Source organism: Streptomyces sp. NPDC022910 (assembly GCF_055561075.1).
This window is the reverse complement of record NZ_JBVHHL010000002.1, coordinates 51,141-67,559: the sequence shown is the minus strand read 5'-3', so window position 1 is coordinate 67,559 and position 16,419 is coordinate 51,141. Positions and strand designations below refer to the sequence as shown.

Genomic DNA, 16,419 nt, shown 5'->3' with positions numbered 1-16,419 from the left:
TACGGCCTCCAGTGTCCCCCATGCCCGCGGCCCGCTACACGTCGGTCACCCTCAGTCCGGCGTGCGCCTTGTACCGCCGGTTGACCGAGATCAGGTTGGCCACGAGGGCCTCGATCTGGTGGGCGTTGCGCAGCCGTCCCGCGAAGATCCCGCGCATGCCGGGGATGCGCCCGGCCAGCGCCTGCACGATCTCCACATCGGCCCGCTCCTCCCCGAGGACCATGACGTCGGTGTCGATCTGGTCCACCTCGGGGTCCTCGAGGAGTACGGCGGACAGGTGGTGGAAGGCGGCGGTTACCCGCGAGTCCGGCAGCAGGGCGGCGGCCTGCTCGGCGGCGCTGCCCTCCTCCGGCTTGATCGCGTAGGCGCCCTTCTTGTCGAAGCCGAGCGGGTTGACGCAGTCGACGACGAGCTTGCCGGCCAGCACCTCGCGCAGGGACTCGAGCGTCTTCCCGTGGCCCTCCCACGGCACGGCGACGATCACGACGTCGCTGCGCCGGGAGGCCTCGGCGTTGTCGGCGCCCTCGACGCCGTGGCCGATCCCCTCGGCGGCTGCCTGGGCGCGCTCCGCGGCACGCGAGCCGATGATCACCTTCTGGCCGGCCCTGGCGAGCCGGTAGGCGAGGCCCTTGCCCTGCGGCCCGGTACCGCCGAGCACGCCGACGACGAGCCCGGAGACGTCGGGGAGGTCCCAGGGGTCCTTGGCGGGGGCCTTGGCTGCACTGTCGGTAGAGGTCATGAGGCCGACTCTACGTGCGCCCCGGCCCCGCCCGCCGCTCAGGCGAGAGCTGTGACGGGGACGCGGCGGAATGTGATCGTCTCGTACGCGCCGAAGTCTCCCGTCTCGTAGAGCAGGCCGACGGTGCCGGCGTCGACGCGGACGAGGTCGGAGTAGGCGGCGGGCAGCCCGTCGACGGTGTACGCGGACCGCCAGGTGGTACCGGCGTCGGTGGAGACGCGCACCGTCATCAGGGCGCGGGAGGCGGGGGCCCCGGGGCCGGAGAAGAGCAGCAGGTCGGGGTCGTGGAGCTGCAGGACGCTGCCCTGGCAGACGGGCGCGACGAGCCCGGCCTGCGGGCGGAAGGGCTTGACGAGGGTGCGGCCGCCGTCCTCGGAGTGGGCGTCGGCGCGGTTGCCGGGAGACCGGGAGTCGGTGCGGGTGTTGAAGTAGACCCGGCCGTCGGGGAGTTCGGCCGCCGTCGTCTCGTTGGCGTTGATGTAGCCGTCGGTGTTCTCGTCGAGGTAGCCGAGATACCAGCTCTCGCCGCGGTCGTCGCTGAGCAGGCAGTGGCCGTTGTAGTACTTCGGCTCGGCACCGGTGTCGGTGCCGGTGGGCGCGAGGCTGTGGTTGCCGGGAACGACGATTCGGCCGGTACTCAGCTGGAGGGCGTGGCCGGGCGTGGTGGCGTACCAGCGCCAGCCCTCCTTCTTCACCTGCCCGGTGATCTCGCGCGGGCCGGACCAGGTGAGCCCGTCGTCGTCGCTGTGCTGCAGCCAGACGCGACGCCCGTCGGCGGGCTTCGCCTCTCCGCGCAGGATGGCGTCCTCCGTCGCGCCGGACGCGGCGCGCACGTGGACGAGCAGGACGCGGCCGGTGTCCAGGACGACCGGCGCGGGGTTGCCTGCGAGGTCGGAGCCGTTGCGGGCGACGGTCTGGAGCGGATCCCAGGTGCGGCCGCCGTCCGTGGACCGCTTCAGCACGATGTCGATGTGCCCGTGGTCGGCTGCGGAGTTCACCCGTCCCTCGCAGAAGGCGAGGAGGGTGCCGGCTCCGGTGGCGACGACGGCAGGGATGCGGTAACTGGCATAGCCCTCGCGGCCCGCGCGGAAGGGGACGGCGGCTTCGGTCATGGAGGCTCCTCGGACGATCCGCTGCGGTGTGTCGATCAGCTCCTGTGCCCCCATGGTTCGGCTCTCTGCCTGCCTTGGGCGAATTCGGGGTGAACTCCGGGTCACGAGTGACCGGTTGCGGCAGGATTTCTCGTATGGACGCCGTACGGGTCGCGTTGCTGCGGGAAGTGCTCGCCGGGACCGAGTGGCTGGGAGCCACTCGGCGGTTCGCGGGGACGTTGCGGGGATCCGTGGTGTCGTACGGGGGCGGGCTGCTGCTCGTGGGCACGCAGGAGTTCGAGCCCTGGCATCTGGCGGCGCACCTGGTCGACGAGGCGGCCTGGTCGGGGACGCCCGAGCTGTCCCCGACGCTGGTGCGGCACGAAGCACGGGCCTCGGATCCGGCGCATCTGGCGGTGGGTCTCGGACGGCTGTCGGCGGCGCGGCGCGGCGAGACGCTGCTGGTGGTCTCGCCCTCCGCACCGGGGCCCGGGCTCCTGGAGCGGGTCCACGACGCGCGGCGGGCCGGAGCGACCGTGCTGGCGCTGGACGCCGGGGACGGCGACCTCGGGGCCATGGCGCACGAGTCACTGTCGGTCCCGCAGGACACGGACCTCGACCTGGACACGGTGCAGCACCTGGTGAGCGCGGCGGCCGGGGAGAACGCCCTGCCTGCCCCACGAGGGCGGCGGCGCTTCCGGGACCGGTTGTCGCGCCTGGCGGACCATCTGACGTCACCACCCCCGCCGCGGTGGTGAGCCCGGCCGACGAGCTACGCGGCCGTCTGACAGGCATCGAGCTGCTGTCGTACTCGGTCGGCCCGCAGCTGGGGCAGGTCCGCTCGGGCGGCACGGCGGCGTGGAGAGGCGTCCGTACGTCGGTCTGGTCGGGCGGACTGCTGTGCACGGGCGCGGTGGCCCTGCTGGCCCTGTGTCTCCCCGGCCTGATGCGCTACGACGCCCGCACGAACGAGCACGCGGTACGGCTGAGGGCCGAGCGGGCGGGCACGGCGGGCTGAGGGAGGGCGGGGCGGGGAACGACGGGCCGAGGGCACGACGGGAAGGAGGCGGACGGCGCGAAGGTCACCCCCGCGCCCGCCCGTGCCACCCCCGCAGCCGCTCAGTCGTCCTCCGGGTCTCCCGCGGGCGCGTCATGCCACCGGGGATCCGTCTCCCACTCCTCGTTCCTCTCGCGCGCGATCTGCATCGCGTGCTGCGCCTCTTCGCGGGAGGCGTACGGCCCGAGGCGGTCCTTCGCGGGGCACTCGGGGCCCTCCTCGACCTTTTGGTGCTCCAGGCAGTAGTACCACTCTCCCGGCTTCCCGACCGTCCGCTTCCTGAACAGCGCCATCGCAGGAGCTCCTTTCACCAGGGCCCATGTTCCCGCACACCCGCTGGTTAGACTCGCTGGCATGTCTGGCCAGTCGCTGCTCGTACCAGGAGAGCTGTCTCCCACCCGTTCCGTGCCCGGAAACATCCGACGCCCCGAGTACGTCGGCAAACCGGCGCCGGCTCCGTACAACGGTCCCGAGGTGCAGACGCCCGAGACCATCGAGGCGATGCGCGTCGCCGGGCGCATCGCGGCGCAGGCGATGGCCGAGGCCGCGAAGATCATCGCGCCGGGCGTCACCACGGACGAGCTGGACCGGGTCGCGCACGATTACATGTGCGACCACGGCGCCTACCCGTCCACGCTGGGCTACCGCGGCTTCCCCAAGTCGCTGTGCACCTCGGTCAACGAGGTCATCTGCCACGGCATCCCGGACTCCACGGTCCTGCGCGACGGCGACATCATCAACCTGGACGTGACGGCGTACATCGGCGGCGTGCACGGCGACAACAACGCCACCTACCTCGTCGGGGACGTCGACGAGGAGTCCCGGCTGCTGGTCGAGCGTACCCGCGAGTCCCTCGACCGCGCGATCAAGGCCGTCAGGCCCGGCCGTCAGATCAACGTCATCGGGCGGGTCATCGAGTCGTACGCCAAGCGGTTCGGGTACGGCGTCGTGCGGGACTTCACCGGGCACGGGATCAACTCGTCGTTCCACTCCGGGCTGATCGTCCCGCACTACGACAGCCCGCACGCGACCACCGTGATGCAGCCCGGGATGACCTTCACCATCGAGCCCATGCTCACGCTCGGCACCTACGAGTACGACATGTGGGACGACGGGTGGACCGTGGTGACGAAGGACCGCAGGCGTACGGCCCAGTTCGAGCACACGCTGGTCGTCACGGAAACGGGCGCGGACATCCTGACCCTGGCGTAACGGCGCCCGCGCGCCACCAGAGAGCCCGCTCTGTCCACAGAGCGGGCTCTTTCGTGTGGATTCGCCCGGAATACCGGGTAGGCTTTTACCGACAGTGTGTCGGAAAACCGTGGAGGTCCCCATGAACACCCCGGATCCGTCCCCCACGGCGTTCTCGACGCTCCTGCGCACCGCGTCGCTCGAGCAACACGGCGAGGCGAGTACCTCGACGTTCATCACCGACCTGCTCGGCGGCAGGCTCGGCGTCGACGCGTACACGCGGTACACCGAGCAACTGTGGTTCGTGTACGAGGCACTGGAGGCCGGTGCGGAACGGCTGGCCGACGACCCGGTGGCCGGCCCCTTCGTACGACCGGAGCTGTTCCGGCTGCCGGCGCTGCGCCGGGACCTCGCACATCTGTGCGGTCCCGACTGGCGGGGCCACCTCGACCCCCTGCCCGCGACGCGGAGGTACGCGGCCCGCGTGCGGGAGTGCGCCGAGCGGTGGCCCGGCGGGTACGTCGCCCATCACTACACCCGCTACCTGGGGGACCTCGCCGGCGGCCAGGTCATCCGCGACTCGGCGGAGAAGACATGGGGCCTCACCCGCAAAGGCGACGGGGTCCGGTTCTATGTGTTCGACGGCATCTCCAACCCCGCGGAGTTCAGAAGGACATACCGGACGACCCTGGACGAGATCCATGCGGACGAACTGGACAAGCAGCGGATCATCGCCGAGTGCAGACGGGCCTACGCGCTCAACACGGCCGTCTTGCGGGCCCTGAGCGAGGAGTTCCCGCTGAGCGCCTAGGGCCAGGCCCTGGCGGCGGTCAGCGCTCCAGGAACACCCTGCCCCCGACCTCGACCCACTCCTCCGGCTGCGGTGCCGTCAGGATCTGGGAGCCCGCGCCCTGGCGGATGTTGAGCGCACGGCCGAGGCGAGCCGTGAGCAGCAGGGCCGCGGCGCCCGTCGCCTCGTCCTCGTCGATGCCGTCGTCCCGGCCGGGGAAGGCCCGGGCCCGCACCCGGCCCGCCGCCTCGTCCTCCCAGGCCCACGCATAGATCCACTCCCCCGGCGGCGGCACCGCAAGGCCGTCGACCTCGGCGGCCGTCGCGTACTGCCGCAGCGTGCGCGGCGGCGCCCACTCCGGACGGGCCTCGATCCAGCTGAACTCGCCGTCCAGGCGGGCCCCCACCACTCCGGCGGGCGTGACGAGTTCGGGCACGTCGAGCAGCCAGGCGGTGCCCACGCAGGGGTGCCCGGCGAACGGCAGGCGCAGTGCGGGCGTGTAGATGTCGATGACACCGCGCTCGGGATCGTCGACGAACACGGTCTCGCTGAAGCCGAGCTTCGCGGCGAGCGCCTGGCGGTCGCTCCGCTCGGGGACCGTCGAACCGTCGCGGACGACGCCGAGTTCGTTGCCGTGGCCACCCCTCGGCCCACAGAAGACGCGCAGCACGTCGTAGTCAGTCACGCGGGCATTCAAACATCCCGCTCCTGTGATCTTTCTGTGGGATCTGAATCACGGACCCGAGGGGTATGACTGAGGTAAGGCTAAGGTAAGTTAGGCCAGCCTGACCACATCGCCTCTTGGAGCAAGCATGCGAGCCGTCCGACTCTCCGTCGCCACTGCCGCCGCGGCGGCGGCTCTCACCGTCGTCACCGGGTGCACGGAGAAGAGCGCAGCGGAGGACTCCGACCACCTGGTCCAGGTCACCGCGACCGACTCGAAGTGCGAGGTGTCGAAGAAGAACTTCCCGGCCGGGCACGTCGAGTTGGCGGTCGAGAACAAGGGTGCCAAGGTGACCGAGGTCTACCTGCTCTTCCCGGACGACCGGATCGTCGCCGAGCGCGAGAACATCGGCCCCGGCACCAAGCAGACCGTCACCGCCGAGGTGAAGGCCGGCGACTACCGGATCGCGTGCAAGCCGGGCATGAAGGGCAAGGGCATACGCCAGAACGTCACGGCCACCGGCAGCGGCACTGTCGCCAAGCGGGACCCGAAGCTGGACCAGGCCGTCGCCGACTACCGCGAGTACGCGCAGGAGCAGGCCGACGAGACGCTGCCCAAGGTCAAGGTGTTCACCGACGCCGTCAAGGCCGGTGACCTCGAGGCCGCGAAGAAGGCGTACGCCCTCTCGCGCATCGGCTGGGAGCGCACCGAGCCGGTCGCCGAGTCCTTCGGCGACATCGACCCCAAGGTGGACGTCCGCGAGGACGGTCTGGAGGAGGGCCAGGACCCGGCCACGGACTGGACCGGTTGGCACCGCCTGGAGAAGGCCCTCTGGCAGGACAAGAAGATCGGCGACCGCGAGAAGGAGCTCGCCGACCAGCTGGTGAAGGACCTGACCGACTGGCAGGAGCGGGTCGGCAAGGCCGAGATCACCCCGACCTCCATGGCCAACGGCGCCAAGGAACTGCTCGACGAGGTAGCCACCGGCAAGGTCACCGGCGAGGAGGAGCGCTACTCGCACACCGACCTGGTCGACTTCAAGGCCAACGTCGAGGGCGCGCAGAAGTCGTACGAGCTGCTGAAGCCGGTCGCCGAGCAGAACGACGCGGCGCTGGCGAGCGAGCTCGACAAGCAGTTCGCCGCGCTGAACACGCTGCTCGACAAGTACCGTGCGAACAAGACCTCGTACGACTTCACCTCGTACGACAAGGTCGGCAAGGACGACCGCAAGGAGCTGTCTGACGCGGTGAACGCGCTCGCCGAGCCGCTGTCCAAGCTCGCCGCCGCGGTCGTGAAGTAAGGGGCCGGGATCATGACGGACACGACCACGGACACGACGACGGCTTCGGAATCACCCTCCGCGGCGCCCTCGCGGCGTGCGCTGATCGGCTGGGGCGGCGCGGGGCTCGCGCTCGGTGCCGCCGCGGCAGGCGGTACGGTGGCCATGACCCGCACGGGCAACGACATGGACCCGGCCGGTGCCGCGACGGGCGCCGCGGTCGGCTTCCACGGCGCGCACCAGGCGGGCATCGCCACACCCGTGCAGGACCGGCTGCACTTCGCCGCGTTCGACGTGAAGACCGATGACCGCGCCGAGTTCGTGCAGATGATGAAGGACTGGACGGCGGCAGCGCGCAGGATGACGGCGGGTCAGGCGGTCGGCGAGGGCGCGTACGGCGGGCTCGCCGAGGCGCCGCCGGACGACACCGGCGAGGCGCTGGGGCTCAAGCCGTCACGGCTGACGCTGACGATCGGGTTCGGTCCGTCGTTCTTCGAGAAGTTCGGGCTGACGGACAAGCGCCCCGAGGCGCTGGTCGACCTGCCCCAGTTCCCCGGCGACAACCTCGACAAGTCCCGCACCGGCGGCGATCTGTGCATCCAGGCCTGCGCCGACGATCCGCAGGTCGCCGTGCACGCCATCCGCAACCTGGCCCGAATCGGCTTCGGCAAGGTGGCCATCCGCTGGTCCCAGCTCGGCTTCGGCAAGACCTCGTCGACCACGCCGGACGCCCAGACCCCCCGCAACCTCATGGGGTTCAAGGACGGCACCCGCAACATCGCGAGCACGGAGACGGACCGTCTGAAGAAGTTCGTGTGGGTCGGCGACGGCGACGGGCCCGACTGGATCACCGGCGGTTCCTATCTGGTCGCCCGGCGCATCCGCATGAACATCGAGACCTGGGACCGCACTTCCCTGCAGGAGCAGGAGGACGTCTTCGGCCGCGACAAGGGCGAGGGCGCCCCGGTCGGCAAGGCGAAGGAGCACGACGAGCCGTTCCTGAAGGCGATGAAGCCGGACGCGCACGTGCGGCTCGCCCACCCCGACTCCAACGACGGGATCACGATCCTGCGCCGGGGCTACTCCTTCACCGACGGCACCGACGGTCTGGGCCGCCTGGACGCGGGCCTGTTCTTCCTGGCCTACCAGCGTGACGTGCGCAAGGGGTTCATCCCCCTGCAGCGCAGGCTCGCGGCGACCGACGCGCTCAACGAGTACATCCAGCACGTGGGTTCGGCCGTCTTCGCGATCCCGCCCGGCGTCCGCGACAAGGACGACTGGTGGGGCCGGACGCTGCTGACCGAGGAGGCTTAACCAGTGTTCTCCAACTATCTGATCGGCCTGCGCGAAGGACTGGAAGCCAGTCTCGTCGTCTGCATCCTGATCGCCTATCTGGTCAAGACGGGGCGCCGGGACGCCCTGAAGCCGATCTGGATCGGCATCGCCATCGCGGTCGCCATCGCGCTGGGCTTCGGCTGCGTCCTCGAATTCGGCTCCCAGGAGTTGACGTTCAAGGCGCAGGAGGCGCTCGGCGGCTCCCTGTCGATCCTCGCGGTGGTTCTGGTGACCTGGATGGTCTTCTGGATGCGCCGCACCGCACGGCACCTGAAGTCCGAACTGCACGGCAAGCTGGACGCGGCCCTGCGGATGGGCACGGGCGCGCTGGTCGCCACCGCGTTCCTGGCCGTGGGCCGCGAGGGTCTGGAGACCGCGCTGTTCGTGTGGGCCTCGGTGCACGCGGCGAGCGACGGCACCCCGCGCCCGCTGATCGGCGTCGCCCTGGGCCTGGCCACGGCGGTCGTCCTGGGCTGGCTGTTCTACCGCGGCGCCCTGAAGATCAACCTCGCCAAGTTCTTCACCTGGACGGGCGGCATGCTGGTCCTCGTCGCCGCGGGCGTGCTCGCGTACGGCTTCCACGACCTGCAGGAGGCCGGCTGGATCCCGGGCCTGACGAACCTGGCCTTCGACATCAGCGACACCATCCCGCCGGACAGCTGGTACGGCACGCTGCTGAAGGGTGTCTTCAACTTCCAGCCCGACCCGACGGTCCTTCAGATCACGGTGTGGGCTCTGTACCTGGTCCCTACGCTCGCGATCTTCCTGACCCCGGTAGGGTTCGCCTCCGGGAAGGGGAAGGTGAAGGTCACTGATGAGCAGGGATCGCGGGGATCGCAGCCCTCGAACGTTTCGTAGTCTCAACCGGTTCGCCCTGGCAACGGCGACGGTGGCCGCTGTGTCCATGACGGCGAGCGGCTGCGTCGTGGTCCACGGCGAACGCGAGGTCGTGCCGACGGCGACACGGGCCGAAGCCGCCCGTGCCCTCAAGGACTTCCTCACCGCCTACAACAAGGCGGACAAGGCCTACGACCGCTCCCTGGACGCGGACCGGGTCACCGGCGCGCTCGCCGACATCGACGGCGGCAAACTGGATGCCGGCCACAAGAACAACCAGGGCGGCAATCCCGGCCACGCCCCGCTGAAGCTCACCGACGCGACGTTCACCATCCCCGAGAAGGCGGGCTGGCCGCGCTGGTTCGTCGCCGACGCCCATGCCAACAAGGGCAGCGCGGACGCCCATTGGCTGCTCGTCTTCACTCGCTCCGACGTCGGCAAGGTGTGGGCGGTGTCGTATCTGACCATCCTCGCGGACGGTGACGTACCGACGTTCAAGAAGGACAAGGACGGCTGGGCCGAGCCCGTCACCGCGGACGACCCGGCACTCGCGGTGCAGCCGCGGAAGCTCAGCACGGCGTACGCGACCTACCTGCAAAGCGGCGGGGACATGTTCGCGCCCGGCGCGCACACCTCGCAGTGGCGCGCCACGCGGCTGAAGAGCGCGCGGAAGCCGGGGCTCGCCCGGCAGTACATCGACCAGCCGCTGACGGACGGCGACTATGCCCCGATCGGGCTGCGCACCTCGGACGGGGGCGCGCTGGTGTTCTTCGCCACGCACCACTACGAGAAGCAGACGGCCGCACAGGGCGTGAACATCAATGTCACCGACCCGAACATCAAGGCCCTGCTGACCGGGGAGGTCAAGCAGTCCCTGACGCTGGAGTTCGTCTCCAACCAGGCGGTGCTGGACCCGACGCGGGGTCAGGTGAGGTTCCTGAGCCGGGTGGAGGGGCTGACGGGGGCGAAGGGCGAGTAGGGGCGGTACCGGCGTTCAGTCCCGGTGCGGCCAGCCCGCGAGTTCGGACTCGTCGCCCGCGTACCGCGCGCACGCGTCGGTCAGCACCTCGAGCAGGCTCAGCGGATCCGGCAGTGCGTGCTCCGGCCCCCGCAGCCACTCGACCGTCAGGTCACCCGGCAGTTGCGCGGGCGGTACGAGTACGTACGAGCCCCGGCAGTGCCAGCGCAGGCCCGGGTGCTCGTCCATCGTCTCGGGGTGGCAGTCCAGTTCGCACGGCCACCACTCGTCCTCGTCCTCCGGCGTACCGCGTGTCAGCGTGAAGAAGAGCATGCGCCCGTCGCCGGTCACGGTGACCGGCCCCACCGCGACGCCGGAGGCGAGCAGCCGCTCCAGGGCCTCTTCGCCGGCCTCGCGCGGGACGTCCAGCACGTCGTGCATCATCCCGGTCGCGGTGATGAAGTTCGCCTGCGGCTGGTGCCGGGCCCAGCGCTCGACCTGTGCCCGGTCCGTGGTCGACTGCGTCTGCCAGGCGAAGGAGACCGGGTGGCGGGCGGGCGTGGGGCAGCCGACGCGGTCGCAGGAACACCGGTAGCCGAGGGGGTGGGCGGCGGGCGCGAGCGGCAGCCCCGCGGCGGCGGCAGCCAGCAGCATCGCCTCACGGCCGCCGTCGTCGGCGTCGTCCTTGAGACGGGCGGGACGTCGTCCGCGCAACCACTGGGAGATCCTGCCCTGCCCGCTCGTGCGGCGGCCGAACTCTGCGCTCATCTATCCCCTCGCCTCGCTGCTGTGGTGCGGACAGCATGCCCTATCGTCCCACCATCCTGCGCTTCGGGTGACCGGAGCCCACATCCGGGGTAGCCGGGGCGATGCCAACCGCGGACCTCTATCAGGGGTGGTTGCAGGATTTCCCATGACATGTCCGCCGGAAAGTCGCCGGCCGGATGCCGGGCCACGGAGGGCGTGGCCGACGTGCGGGCCGCTTCACTCGTCCGGGTGGGGCGGCGGCCAGGCGTCGCCCCAGTCCGTGTCGCGGGCCGCCCGGTAGAGCGGGCCGTGCCGTTTGGTCACCGTCTCGCGGTGCAGGGCCTCGTCCGGGCCGCACAGCTCGAGAAGCACCTGGCCCTTGCGGATCTGCGGTTTGCGCACGACCCGGGAGGCGGCCGGCACCACCGGGAAACGGGCGGCGGCGACATAGCTGAACTTCTCGTCCTCGTACGCCAGGGAGCCGCCCTTGACCTGCCTGTGCAGCGAGGAACGGCTGACCCGGGCCGAGAAGTGGCACCAGTCCTCGCCGGGGACGATGGGGCAGGCCGCGCTGTGCGGGCAGGGAGCGGCGACGCGGAAACCGGCGCCGATCAGACGGTCGCGGGCCTCGATGACGCGGGCGTAGCCGTCCGGGGTACCGGGCTCCACGATCACGACGGCCTGGGCGGCGGCGGCAGCGGCGTCGACGACGGCGGCGCGGTCGGCGTCGGTCAGCTCGCCGAGGACGTACGAGACCGTGACGAGATCAGTGCTCTCGATGCTGAGCGCCGCTCCGATACGAGAGCGGTGCCACTCGGCGGCCCTGAGCGCCGGATTCGCGGCGGCGATCTCCCGGCCCAGCGCGAGCGCGGGCTCGGCCCAGTCGAGCACGGTGACCGGCCGCTCCCCCGCCCAGGTGGCGCTCACCGCCCAGGTGGCCGCGCCGGTCCCGCCGCCGACGTCGACATGGCTCGCCGGCGCCCACCCGGGCACGGCGTCCGCGAACGCGTCCAGCGCCGCGCACACCGCCTCGAACGTCGCGGGCATCCGGTACGCGGCGTACGCGACGACATCCGACCGGTCCCGCAGCACGGGTGCGTGGGTCGGGGTCCGCCCCCGATAGCTGGCGATCAGCCGGTCCACGGCCTGTGCGGCCTGCCGGGGCGGCAGCCCGTCGAGCAGACCGGCGAGAGCGGCGCGCAGGGTGTCGGCTGGGGAGACGGGGGCGTTCACCCGCCGATTCTCTCAGCTCCCCCGGACGGCCCGTGCCAGCCGATCCGCCGCCGCCACCCGCACCCGGTTGTCCGGGTCCCGGCGGCGGGGATGGACCGTGTTCGCCAGGAGGACGAGGAAGGTGTCCGTCGCCGGGTCCAGGACCAGTGACGTGCCCGTGAAGCCCGTGTGGCCCGCCGCGCCCCCGCCCGAGAGCTCCCCCATGAACCACGGCTGGTCGATTGCGAAGCCCAGCCCGGAAGGGGCGAGCATCAGCTCGACGAAGTCGGGGCCCAGGATGCGCGCAGGGCCGTACGAGCCGCCCGTGAGCAGCGTGCGGCAGAACACGGCCAGGTCGCGCCCGGTCGAGAAGAGGCCCGCGTGACCGGCCACCCCGCCCAGCGCCCAGGCGTTCTCGTCGTGGACCACACCGCGCAGCATCCCCCGGTCCGCCTTGGCCCAGGGCCGCCGCTGGTCCTCCGTCGCCGCCGCGTCCGGGCGCGGTCCGAAGCCCGTCGACGTCATCCCCAGCGGCCGGGTGACGCAGTCGTGGATGATCACGTCGAGGGTGCGCCCGGTGACGCGTTCCAGGACGTACTGCAGGAGCAGCAGGTTCAGGTCCGAATAGCAGTAGGCGCCGGGCACGCCCATCGGTGCCTCGGCACGCAGCAGCTCGAGCCGTGCCGCATCCGACGCACAGTCGTACAGCGGGAGTTCCGGCTGCAGCCCGGAGGTGTGGGTCAGCAGTTGGCGCACGGTGATGCCGTGTTCCGCGGCCGCGTGGAAGTCCGGCAGGTACGCCGCCACCCGCGCGTCGATGCCGAGCCTGCCCCGCTCCAGCTGCTGGATCGCGGCGACCGCGGTGAACAGCTTGGTGAGCGAGGCCAGGTCGAAGGGGGTGTTCACCGTCATCGGCACTCTGGCCTCGGGCGACAGTTCGACACCACGGTCCGCCTCCGCGTCGTACGCGGCGTACCGGACCGCCCAGCCCGCCGCCTCCTCGACGGCGATCACCGGGCCGCGCCCGGCGACCACCACGGCGCCCGCCGCCCAGGGGCGGTCCCCGTCGACGGCGTCGCGGATCTCACGTACCAGGAGACGCAGTTCCTCCGGATCGAGCCCGGCCTTCTCCGGGGTGTCGGTGCGCAGTCTCGGTGCGCTCAGTTGTCCTCCCCCGAAATGTCGGCCGCGCGTCCCTTCCACGGACGGCACAGTGTCACGAAGCAGGCGACTGCCACCAGTGCCGCCGCCAGTTGGACGAAGGCCATCGGGACGGCGGTGTGCTCACCGGCGATCCCGACGAGCGGCGAGGCGACGGCACCGATGAGGAAGGAGGACGTACCAAGGAGCGCCGACGCGGAACCGGCGTTGTGCCGGGTGCGCATCAGGGCCAGCGCCTGGGTGTTGGGCATGGCGAGGCCCATCGCCGACATGAGGACGAAGAGGGCCGCGGCGACCGGTGCGAGGCCGACCTCGCCGAAGACGCCCGTCGACATCAGCAGCAGCGCGGTCGCGGCGAGCGTGATGACCCCGAGGCCGACCGCCAGCACCTCGTCCAGGCCGACCCGGCCGACGAGGACCTTGCCGTTGATCTGACCGACGGCCACCAGGCCCACCGAGTTGAGGCCGAACAGCAGGCTGAAGGTCTGCGGGGAGGCGCCGTAGATCTCCTGGATCACGAACGGAGACGCGCTGATGTAGGCGAAGAGCGCCGAGAAGGCGAAACCGCCCGCGAGGGTGTAGCCGGTGAAGACACGGTCGGCCAGCAGGGTCCGCATGGAGCGCAGGGCCGCGCCGACTCCCCCGCCGTGCCGCTCACCGGGCGGGAGCGTCTCGGGGAGCTTCACCCACACGAGAGCGGTGAGCACGAGTCCGACGGCCGTGAGGACGACGAAGACGCCCCGCCAGTCCGTGACGCGCAGGATCTGGCCGCCGATCAGCGGCGCGACGATGGGCGCGACCCCGGAGATCAGCATGAGGGTGGAGAAGAACCGGGCCATGGCCACGCCGTCGTACAGATCGCGGACGACGGCGCGCGCGATCACGATTCCGGCCGCGCCCGCGAGTCCCTGCAGCAGCCGGAACGCGACGAGTGACTCCACCGAGGGCGCGAGCGCGCACAGCGCGGTGGCGACGACGTAGACGACGAGGCCCGCGAGCAGCGGGCGCCGACGTCCCCACTTGTCGCTCATCGGGCCGACCAGCAGCTGGCCGAGCGCCATGCCGGCGAGACAGCCGGTGAGGGTCAGCTGCACGATCGCGGCGGGCGCGTGCAGGGATGTGGTGACCTCCGGGAGGGACGGGAGGTACATGTCCATGGCCAGCGGGGGCGTGGCGGTGAGGCCGCCGAGGAGGAAGGTGACGAGGAGACCGGTACGGCGGAGGGCGGCGCCCCCGGCGAGGGATCCGGCGGCGGGTGCCGGGGCCGGAGCAGTGCCCGGGGGCACCGGTGTCGTCTTCTCCGCCTCGGATATGTGGCCTTCCGGCTCCTCGCGGTCGTGCGTGGTGCGGCCACGCTCGGGCATGTGCCCCTCCCTCTTCGTTCTGTCCGCCACTTATGCTCTCAGCTCGTACGGGGTGACCGGGCGGTGTACCGAGGGGCGGACATGGTGGGGACGACGGACGGGCGGGTGCGGTGGGGGATCCTGGCGACCGGGGGGATCGCCGCGGCGTTCGCCGCGGATCTCGTCGACCTGCCGGACGCGGAGATCGTGGCGGTGGCCTCGCGCGGCGAGGAGTCGGCGAAGGCGTTCGCGGAACGGTTCGGGATACCCCGGGCCTACGGCGATTGGGGCGCCCTCGCCGAGGACGAGGACGTCGACGTGGTGTACGTCGCCACTCCGCACTCGGCACACCGGGCCGCGGCCGGGCTGTGTCTTGGGGCCGGGCGGAACGTGCTGTGCGAGAAGGCGTTCACGCTGAACGCGCGCGAGGCGCAGGAGCTGGTCGCGCTGGCGAAGGAGCGCGGCGCCTTCCTGATGGAGGCCATGTGGATGTACTGCCATCCGCTGGTGAGGCGGCTGAAGGCGCTCGTCGACGACGGGGCGATCGGCGAGGTACGCAGTGTGCAGGCCGACTTCGGGCTCGTCGGCCCCTTTCCGCCCTCGCACCGGTTGCGGGACCCGGCGCTGGGCGGCGGGGCGCTGCTGGACCTGGGCGTGTATCCGGTGTCGTTCGCGCAGCTGCTGCTCGGGGAGCCTTCGGACGTCGTCGCGAGAGCGGTGCTCTCCGACGAGGGCGTCGATCTCCAGACCGGTGCGCTGCTCTCCTGGGAGAGCGGCGCTCTCGCCTCGGTGCACTGCTCCATCCACGGCGGCACCCCCGTCTGCGCCTCGGTCACCGGCTCCCGGGGCCGCATCGACATCCCGTACGGCTTCTTCTTCCCGGACCACTTCGTACTGCACCGCGACGGCCGCGACCCCGAGGAGTTCCGCGCCGACCCCGCCGACGGCCCGCGCACCAGCCTCAAGCACGAGGCGAGCGAGGTCATGCGCGCACTGCGGGCCGGCGAGACCGAGTCCCCGCTCGTCCCGCTGGAAGGCACCCTCGCCGTGATGCGCACGCTCGACGCGATACGCGACCGGATCGGCGTCCGCTACCCGGGCGAGACCACGCAGCCGGACCTCGTATCCGTCTGAGACAACCGTATGACGGACAGTGGATTCCGCAGGCCGGATCATCCCCTTACGCTGCGGGTCCATGACTGACAGGCAAACCAGGACCGCGGTGGTGACCGGCGCGGGCTCCGGGATCGGGCGCGCGGTCGCCGTGGAACTGCTGCGCGCGGGCTGGTCGGTGGCGCTCGCGGGACGGCGCGCCGGGACGCTGGAGGAGACGTCCTCGCTCGTGCCCGAGGGCGCCGCTCTCGCCGTCCGCACCGACGTCTCGCAACCCGGCGACGTGACGGCCCTGTTCTCGGCCGTGCGCGACCGGTTCGGGCGGCTCGACCTGCTCTTCAACAACGCGGGCACGTTCGGCCCGGGCGGGGTGCCGGTCGAGGACCTGCCGTACGACGCCTGGCGGCACGTGGTGGACACCAACCTGGGCGGCGCGTTCCTGTGCGCGCAGGCGGCGTACCGGCAGATGAAGGAGCAGGATCCGCAGGGCGGCCGGATCATCAACAACGGCTCGATCTCGGCGCACACACCCCGCCCGCACTCGGTGGCGTACACCGCGACCAAGCACGCACTGACCGGACTGACCAAGTCGCTGTCCTTGGACGGGCGTCCGTACCGCATCGCGGTCGGCCAGATCGACATCGGCAACGCGGCCACCGACATGACCGCCCATATGCAGCGCGGAGTCCTCCAGGCGAACGGGGAACTCGCGGCCGAACCGTTGATGGACGTGGCCGATGTGGCACGGACCGTGCGGCACATGGCCGAGCTGCCGCTGGAGGCAAACGTGCAGTTCGCGACGGTACTGGCGACGACGATGCCGTACGTGGGCCGCGGCTGACCGGCCCAGAGCTCCGTCAAGTGCTCAACCTACACAACCGGAATTCCTCTCTCCGCTCCAT

General features: G+C 71.2%; 17 protein-coding genes and 1 pseudogene. 10 read left to right on the top strand and 8 right to left on the bottom strand.

Annotated elements, in window-relative coordinates; genetic code table 11:
- Positions 1 to 34 precede the first annotated feature (34 nt).
- Together npdG and ACZ3TS_RS02175 are read right to left on the bottom strand one after the other, a co-directional pair.
- Positions 35 to 739, bottom strand: coding sequence for an NADPH-dependent F420 reductase (gene npdG / locus ACZ3TS_RS02180; protein WP_467612803.1), 705 nt, complete (start codon positions 737 to 739; stop codon positions 35 to 37).
- Positions 740 to 777: 38 nt separating this feature from the next.
- A complete protein-coding gene (locus tag ACZ3TS_RS02175) occupies positions 778 to 1,851 on the bottom strand; it encodes a sialidase family protein (protein ID WP_467612800.1) in 1,074 nt (357 codons plus the stop codon).
- Between the two features lie 134 nt (positions 1,852 to 1,985).
- Between ACZ3TS_RS02175 and ACZ3TS_RS02170 the strand changes: the two genes are divergently transcribed.
- Both ACZ3TS_RS02170 and ACZ3TS_RS02165 read left to right on the top strand, forming a co-directional pair.
- On the top strand, positions 1,986 to 2,588 hold the full coding sequence (locus tag ACZ3TS_RS02170) for a hypothetical protein (RefSeq protein ID WP_467612797.1): 603 nt from the start codon (positions 1,986 to 1,988) through the stop codon (positions 2,586 to 2,588).
- Positions 2,589 to 2,596: 8 nt separating this feature from the next.
- Positions 2,597 to 2,848: pseudogene (locus ACZ3TS_RS02165) on the top strand (MFS transporter); the annotation flags it as partial.
- 101 nt (positions 2,849 to 2,949) lie between these two features.
- Here ACZ3TS_RS02165 and ACZ3TS_RS02160 read toward each other — a convergent pair.
- Positions 2,950 to 3,180, bottom strand: a complete 231-nt coding sequence (locus ACZ3TS_RS02160) for a hypothetical protein (RefSeq protein WP_467612794.1) — start codon at positions 3,178 to 3,180, stop codon at positions 2,950 to 2,952.
- Between the two features lie 61 nt (positions 3,181 to 3,241).
- Between ACZ3TS_RS02160 and map the strand changes: the two genes are divergently transcribed.
- Both map and ACZ3TS_RS02150 read left to right on the top strand, forming a co-directional pair.
- Positions 3,242 to 4,099 carry a type I methionyl aminopeptidase gene (gene map / locus ACZ3TS_RS02155; protein ID WP_467612792.1) on the top strand — a complete coding sequence of 286 codons (858 nt, stop codon included), beginning with the start codon at positions 3,242 to 3,244 and terminating at the stop codon, positions 4,097 to 4,099.
- 121 nt (positions 4,100 to 4,220) lie between these two features.
- The gene (locus ACZ3TS_RS02150; protein ID WP_467612789.1) at positions 4,221 to 4,889 is read left to right on the top strand and encodes a biliverdin-producing heme oxygenase; all 669 of its coding nucleotides are present in this window, start codon (positions 4,221 to 4,223) and stop codon (positions 4,887 to 4,889) included.
- Between the two features lie 19 nt (positions 4,890 to 4,908).
- On the opposite strand, the gene ACZ3TS_RS02145 is transcribed toward ACZ3TS_RS02150, so the two are convergent.
- A complete protein-coding gene (locus ACZ3TS_RS02145; protein ID WP_467612786.1) occupies positions 4,909 to 5,553 on the bottom strand; it encodes a PhzF family phenazine biosynthesis protein in 645 nt (214 codons plus the stop codon).
- A gap of 127 nt (positions 5,554 to 5,680) precedes the next feature.
- Between ACZ3TS_RS02145 and efeO the strand changes: the two genes are divergently transcribed.
- Genes efeO through ACZ3TS_RS02125 form a run of 4 tightly spaced genes read left to right on the top strand, consistent with a single transcriptional unit; the run spans position 5,681 to position 9,962 of the window.
- Entirely contained in the window at positions 5,681 to 6,832 is a 1,152-nt protein-coding gene (gene efeO / locus ACZ3TS_RS02140; RefSeq protein ID WP_467612783.1) for an iron uptake system protein EfeO, read from the top strand.
- Between the two features lie 12 nt (positions 6,833 to 6,844).
- Positions 6,845 to 8,125: an iron uptake transporter deferrochelatase/peroxidase subunit gene (efeB, locus tag ACZ3TS_RS02135; RefSeq protein ID WP_467612780.1), complete on the top strand. Its 1,281-nt coding sequence runs from the start codon at positions 6,845 to 6,847 to the stop codon at positions 8,123 to 8,125.
- Positions 8,126 to 8,128: 3 nt separating this feature from the next.
- Entirely contained in the window at positions 8,129 to 9,004 is an 876-nt protein-coding gene (efeU, locus tag ACZ3TS_RS02130; protein ID WP_467612777.1) for an iron uptake transporter permease EfeU, read from the top strand.
- Entirely contained in the window at positions 8,961 to 9,962 is a 1,002-nt protein-coding gene (locus ACZ3TS_RS02125; RefSeq protein WP_467612774.1) for an SCO2278 family lipoprotein, read from the top strand. Before efeU ends, ACZ3TS_RS02125 begins: the two co-directional genes overlap by 44 nt.
- 15 nt (positions 9,963 to 9,977) lie before the next feature.
- Here the strand turns inward: ACZ3TS_RS02125 and ACZ3TS_RS02120 are convergent, their stop codons facing one another.
- The 4 genes from ACZ3TS_RS02120 to ACZ3TS_RS02105 form a co-directional block, all read right to left on the bottom strand.
- Positions 9,978 to 10,709 carry a bifunctional DNA primase/polymerase gene (locus ACZ3TS_RS02120; RefSeq protein WP_467612771.1) on the bottom strand — a complete coding sequence of 244 codons (732 nt, stop codon included), beginning with the start codon at positions 10,707 to 10,709 and terminating at the stop codon, positions 9,978 to 9,980.
- Positions 10,710 to 10,925: 216 nt separating this feature from the next.
- Positions 10,926 to 11,921, bottom strand: a complete 996-nt coding sequence (locus ACZ3TS_RS02115; RefSeq protein ID WP_467612768.1) for a small ribosomal subunit Rsm22 family protein — start codon at positions 11,919 to 11,921, stop codon at positions 10,926 to 10,928.
- A gap of 12 nt (positions 11,922 to 11,933) precedes the next feature.
- Positions 11,934 to 13,112, bottom strand: a complete 1,179-nt coding sequence (locus ACZ3TS_RS02110; RefSeq protein ID WP_467612765.1) for a serine hydrolase domain-containing protein — start codon at positions 13,110 to 13,112, stop codon at positions 11,934 to 11,936.
- Positions 13,061 to 14,425: a multidrug effflux MFS transporter gene (locus ACZ3TS_RS02105; RefSeq protein ID WP_467612763.1), complete on the bottom strand. Its 1,365-nt coding sequence runs from the start codon at positions 14,423 to 14,425 to the stop codon at positions 13,061 to 13,063. The genes ACZ3TS_RS02110 and ACZ3TS_RS02105 overlap by 52 nt, the downstream gene beginning before the upstream one ends.
- Positions 14,426 to 14,506: 81 nt before the next feature.
- Here ACZ3TS_RS02105 and ACZ3TS_RS02100 point away from each other — a divergent pair, with 81 nt between their 5' ends.
- Entirely contained in the window at positions 14,507 to 15,538 is a 1,032-nt protein-coding gene (locus ACZ3TS_RS02100) for a Gfo/Idh/MocA family protein (RefSeq protein WP_467612760.1), read from the top strand.
- Positions 15,539 to 15,599: 61 nt separating this feature from the next.
- Positions 15,600 to 16,358, top strand: coding sequence for an SDR family oxidoreductase (locus ACZ3TS_RS02095; protein ID WP_467612758.1), 759 nt, complete (start codon positions 15,600 to 15,602; stop codon positions 16,356 to 16,358).
- Positions 16,359 to 16,419: the final 61 nt, after the last annotated feature.

What these genes read in the sequence shown, in the direction of transcription:
- ACZ3TS_RS02150 (WP_467612789.1), top strand. Translation starts at nt 4,221, where the DNA reads ATGAACACCCCGGATCCGTCCCCCACGGCGTTCTCGACGCTCCTGCGC.
- npdG (WP_467612803.1), bottom strand. Translation starts at nt 739, where the DNA reads ATGACCTCTACCGACAGTGCAGCCAAGGCCCCCGCCAAGGACCCCTGG.
- ACZ3TS_RS02170 (WP_467612797.1), top strand. Translation starts at nt 1,986, where the DNA reads ATGGACGCCGTACGGGTCGCGTTGCTGCGGGAAGTGCTCGCCGGGACC.
- ACZ3TS_RS02100 (WP_467612760.1), top strand. Translation starts at nt 14,507, where the DNA reads ATGGTGGGGACGACGGACGGGCGGGTGCGGTGGGGGATCCTGGCGACC.
- ACZ3TS_RS02120 (WP_467612771.1), bottom strand. Translation starts at nt 10,709, where the DNA reads ATGAGCGCAGAGTTCGGCCGCCGCACGAGCGGGCAGGGCAGGATCTCC.
- efeO (WP_467612783.1), top strand. Translation starts at nt 5,681, where the DNA reads ATGCGAGCCGTCCGACTCTCCGTCGCCACTGCCGCCGCGGCGGCGGCT.
- efeB (WP_467612780.1), top strand. Translation starts at nt 6,845, where the DNA reads ATGACGGACACGACCACGGACACGACGACGGCTTCGGAATCACCCTCC.
- ACZ3TS_RS02105 (WP_467612763.1), bottom strand. Translation starts at nt 14,425, where the DNA reads ATGCCCGAGCGTGGCCGCACCACGCACGACCGCGAGGAGCCGGAAGGC.
- ACZ3TS_RS02125 (WP_467612774.1), top strand. Translation starts at nt 8,961, where the DNA reads ATGAGCAGGGATCGCGGGGATCGCAGCCCTCGAACGTTTCGTAGTCTC.
- ACZ3TS_RS02095 (WP_467612758.1), top strand. Translation starts at nt 15,600, where the DNA reads ATGACTGACAGGCAAACCAGGACCGCGGTGGTGACCGGCGCGGGCTCC.
- ACZ3TS_RS02160 (WP_467612794.1), bottom strand. Translation starts at nt 3,180, where the DNA reads ATGGCGCTGTTCAGGAAGCGGACGGTCGGGAAGCCGGGAGAGTGGTAC.
- map (WP_467612792.1), top strand. Translation starts at nt 3,242, where the DNA reads ATGTCTGGCCAGTCGCTGCTCGTACCAGGAGAGCTGTCTCCCACCCGT.
- ACZ3TS_RS02175 (WP_467612800.1), bottom strand. Translation starts at nt 1,851, where the DNA reads ATGACCGAAGCCGCCGTCCCCTTCCGCGCGGGCCGCGAGGGCTATGCC.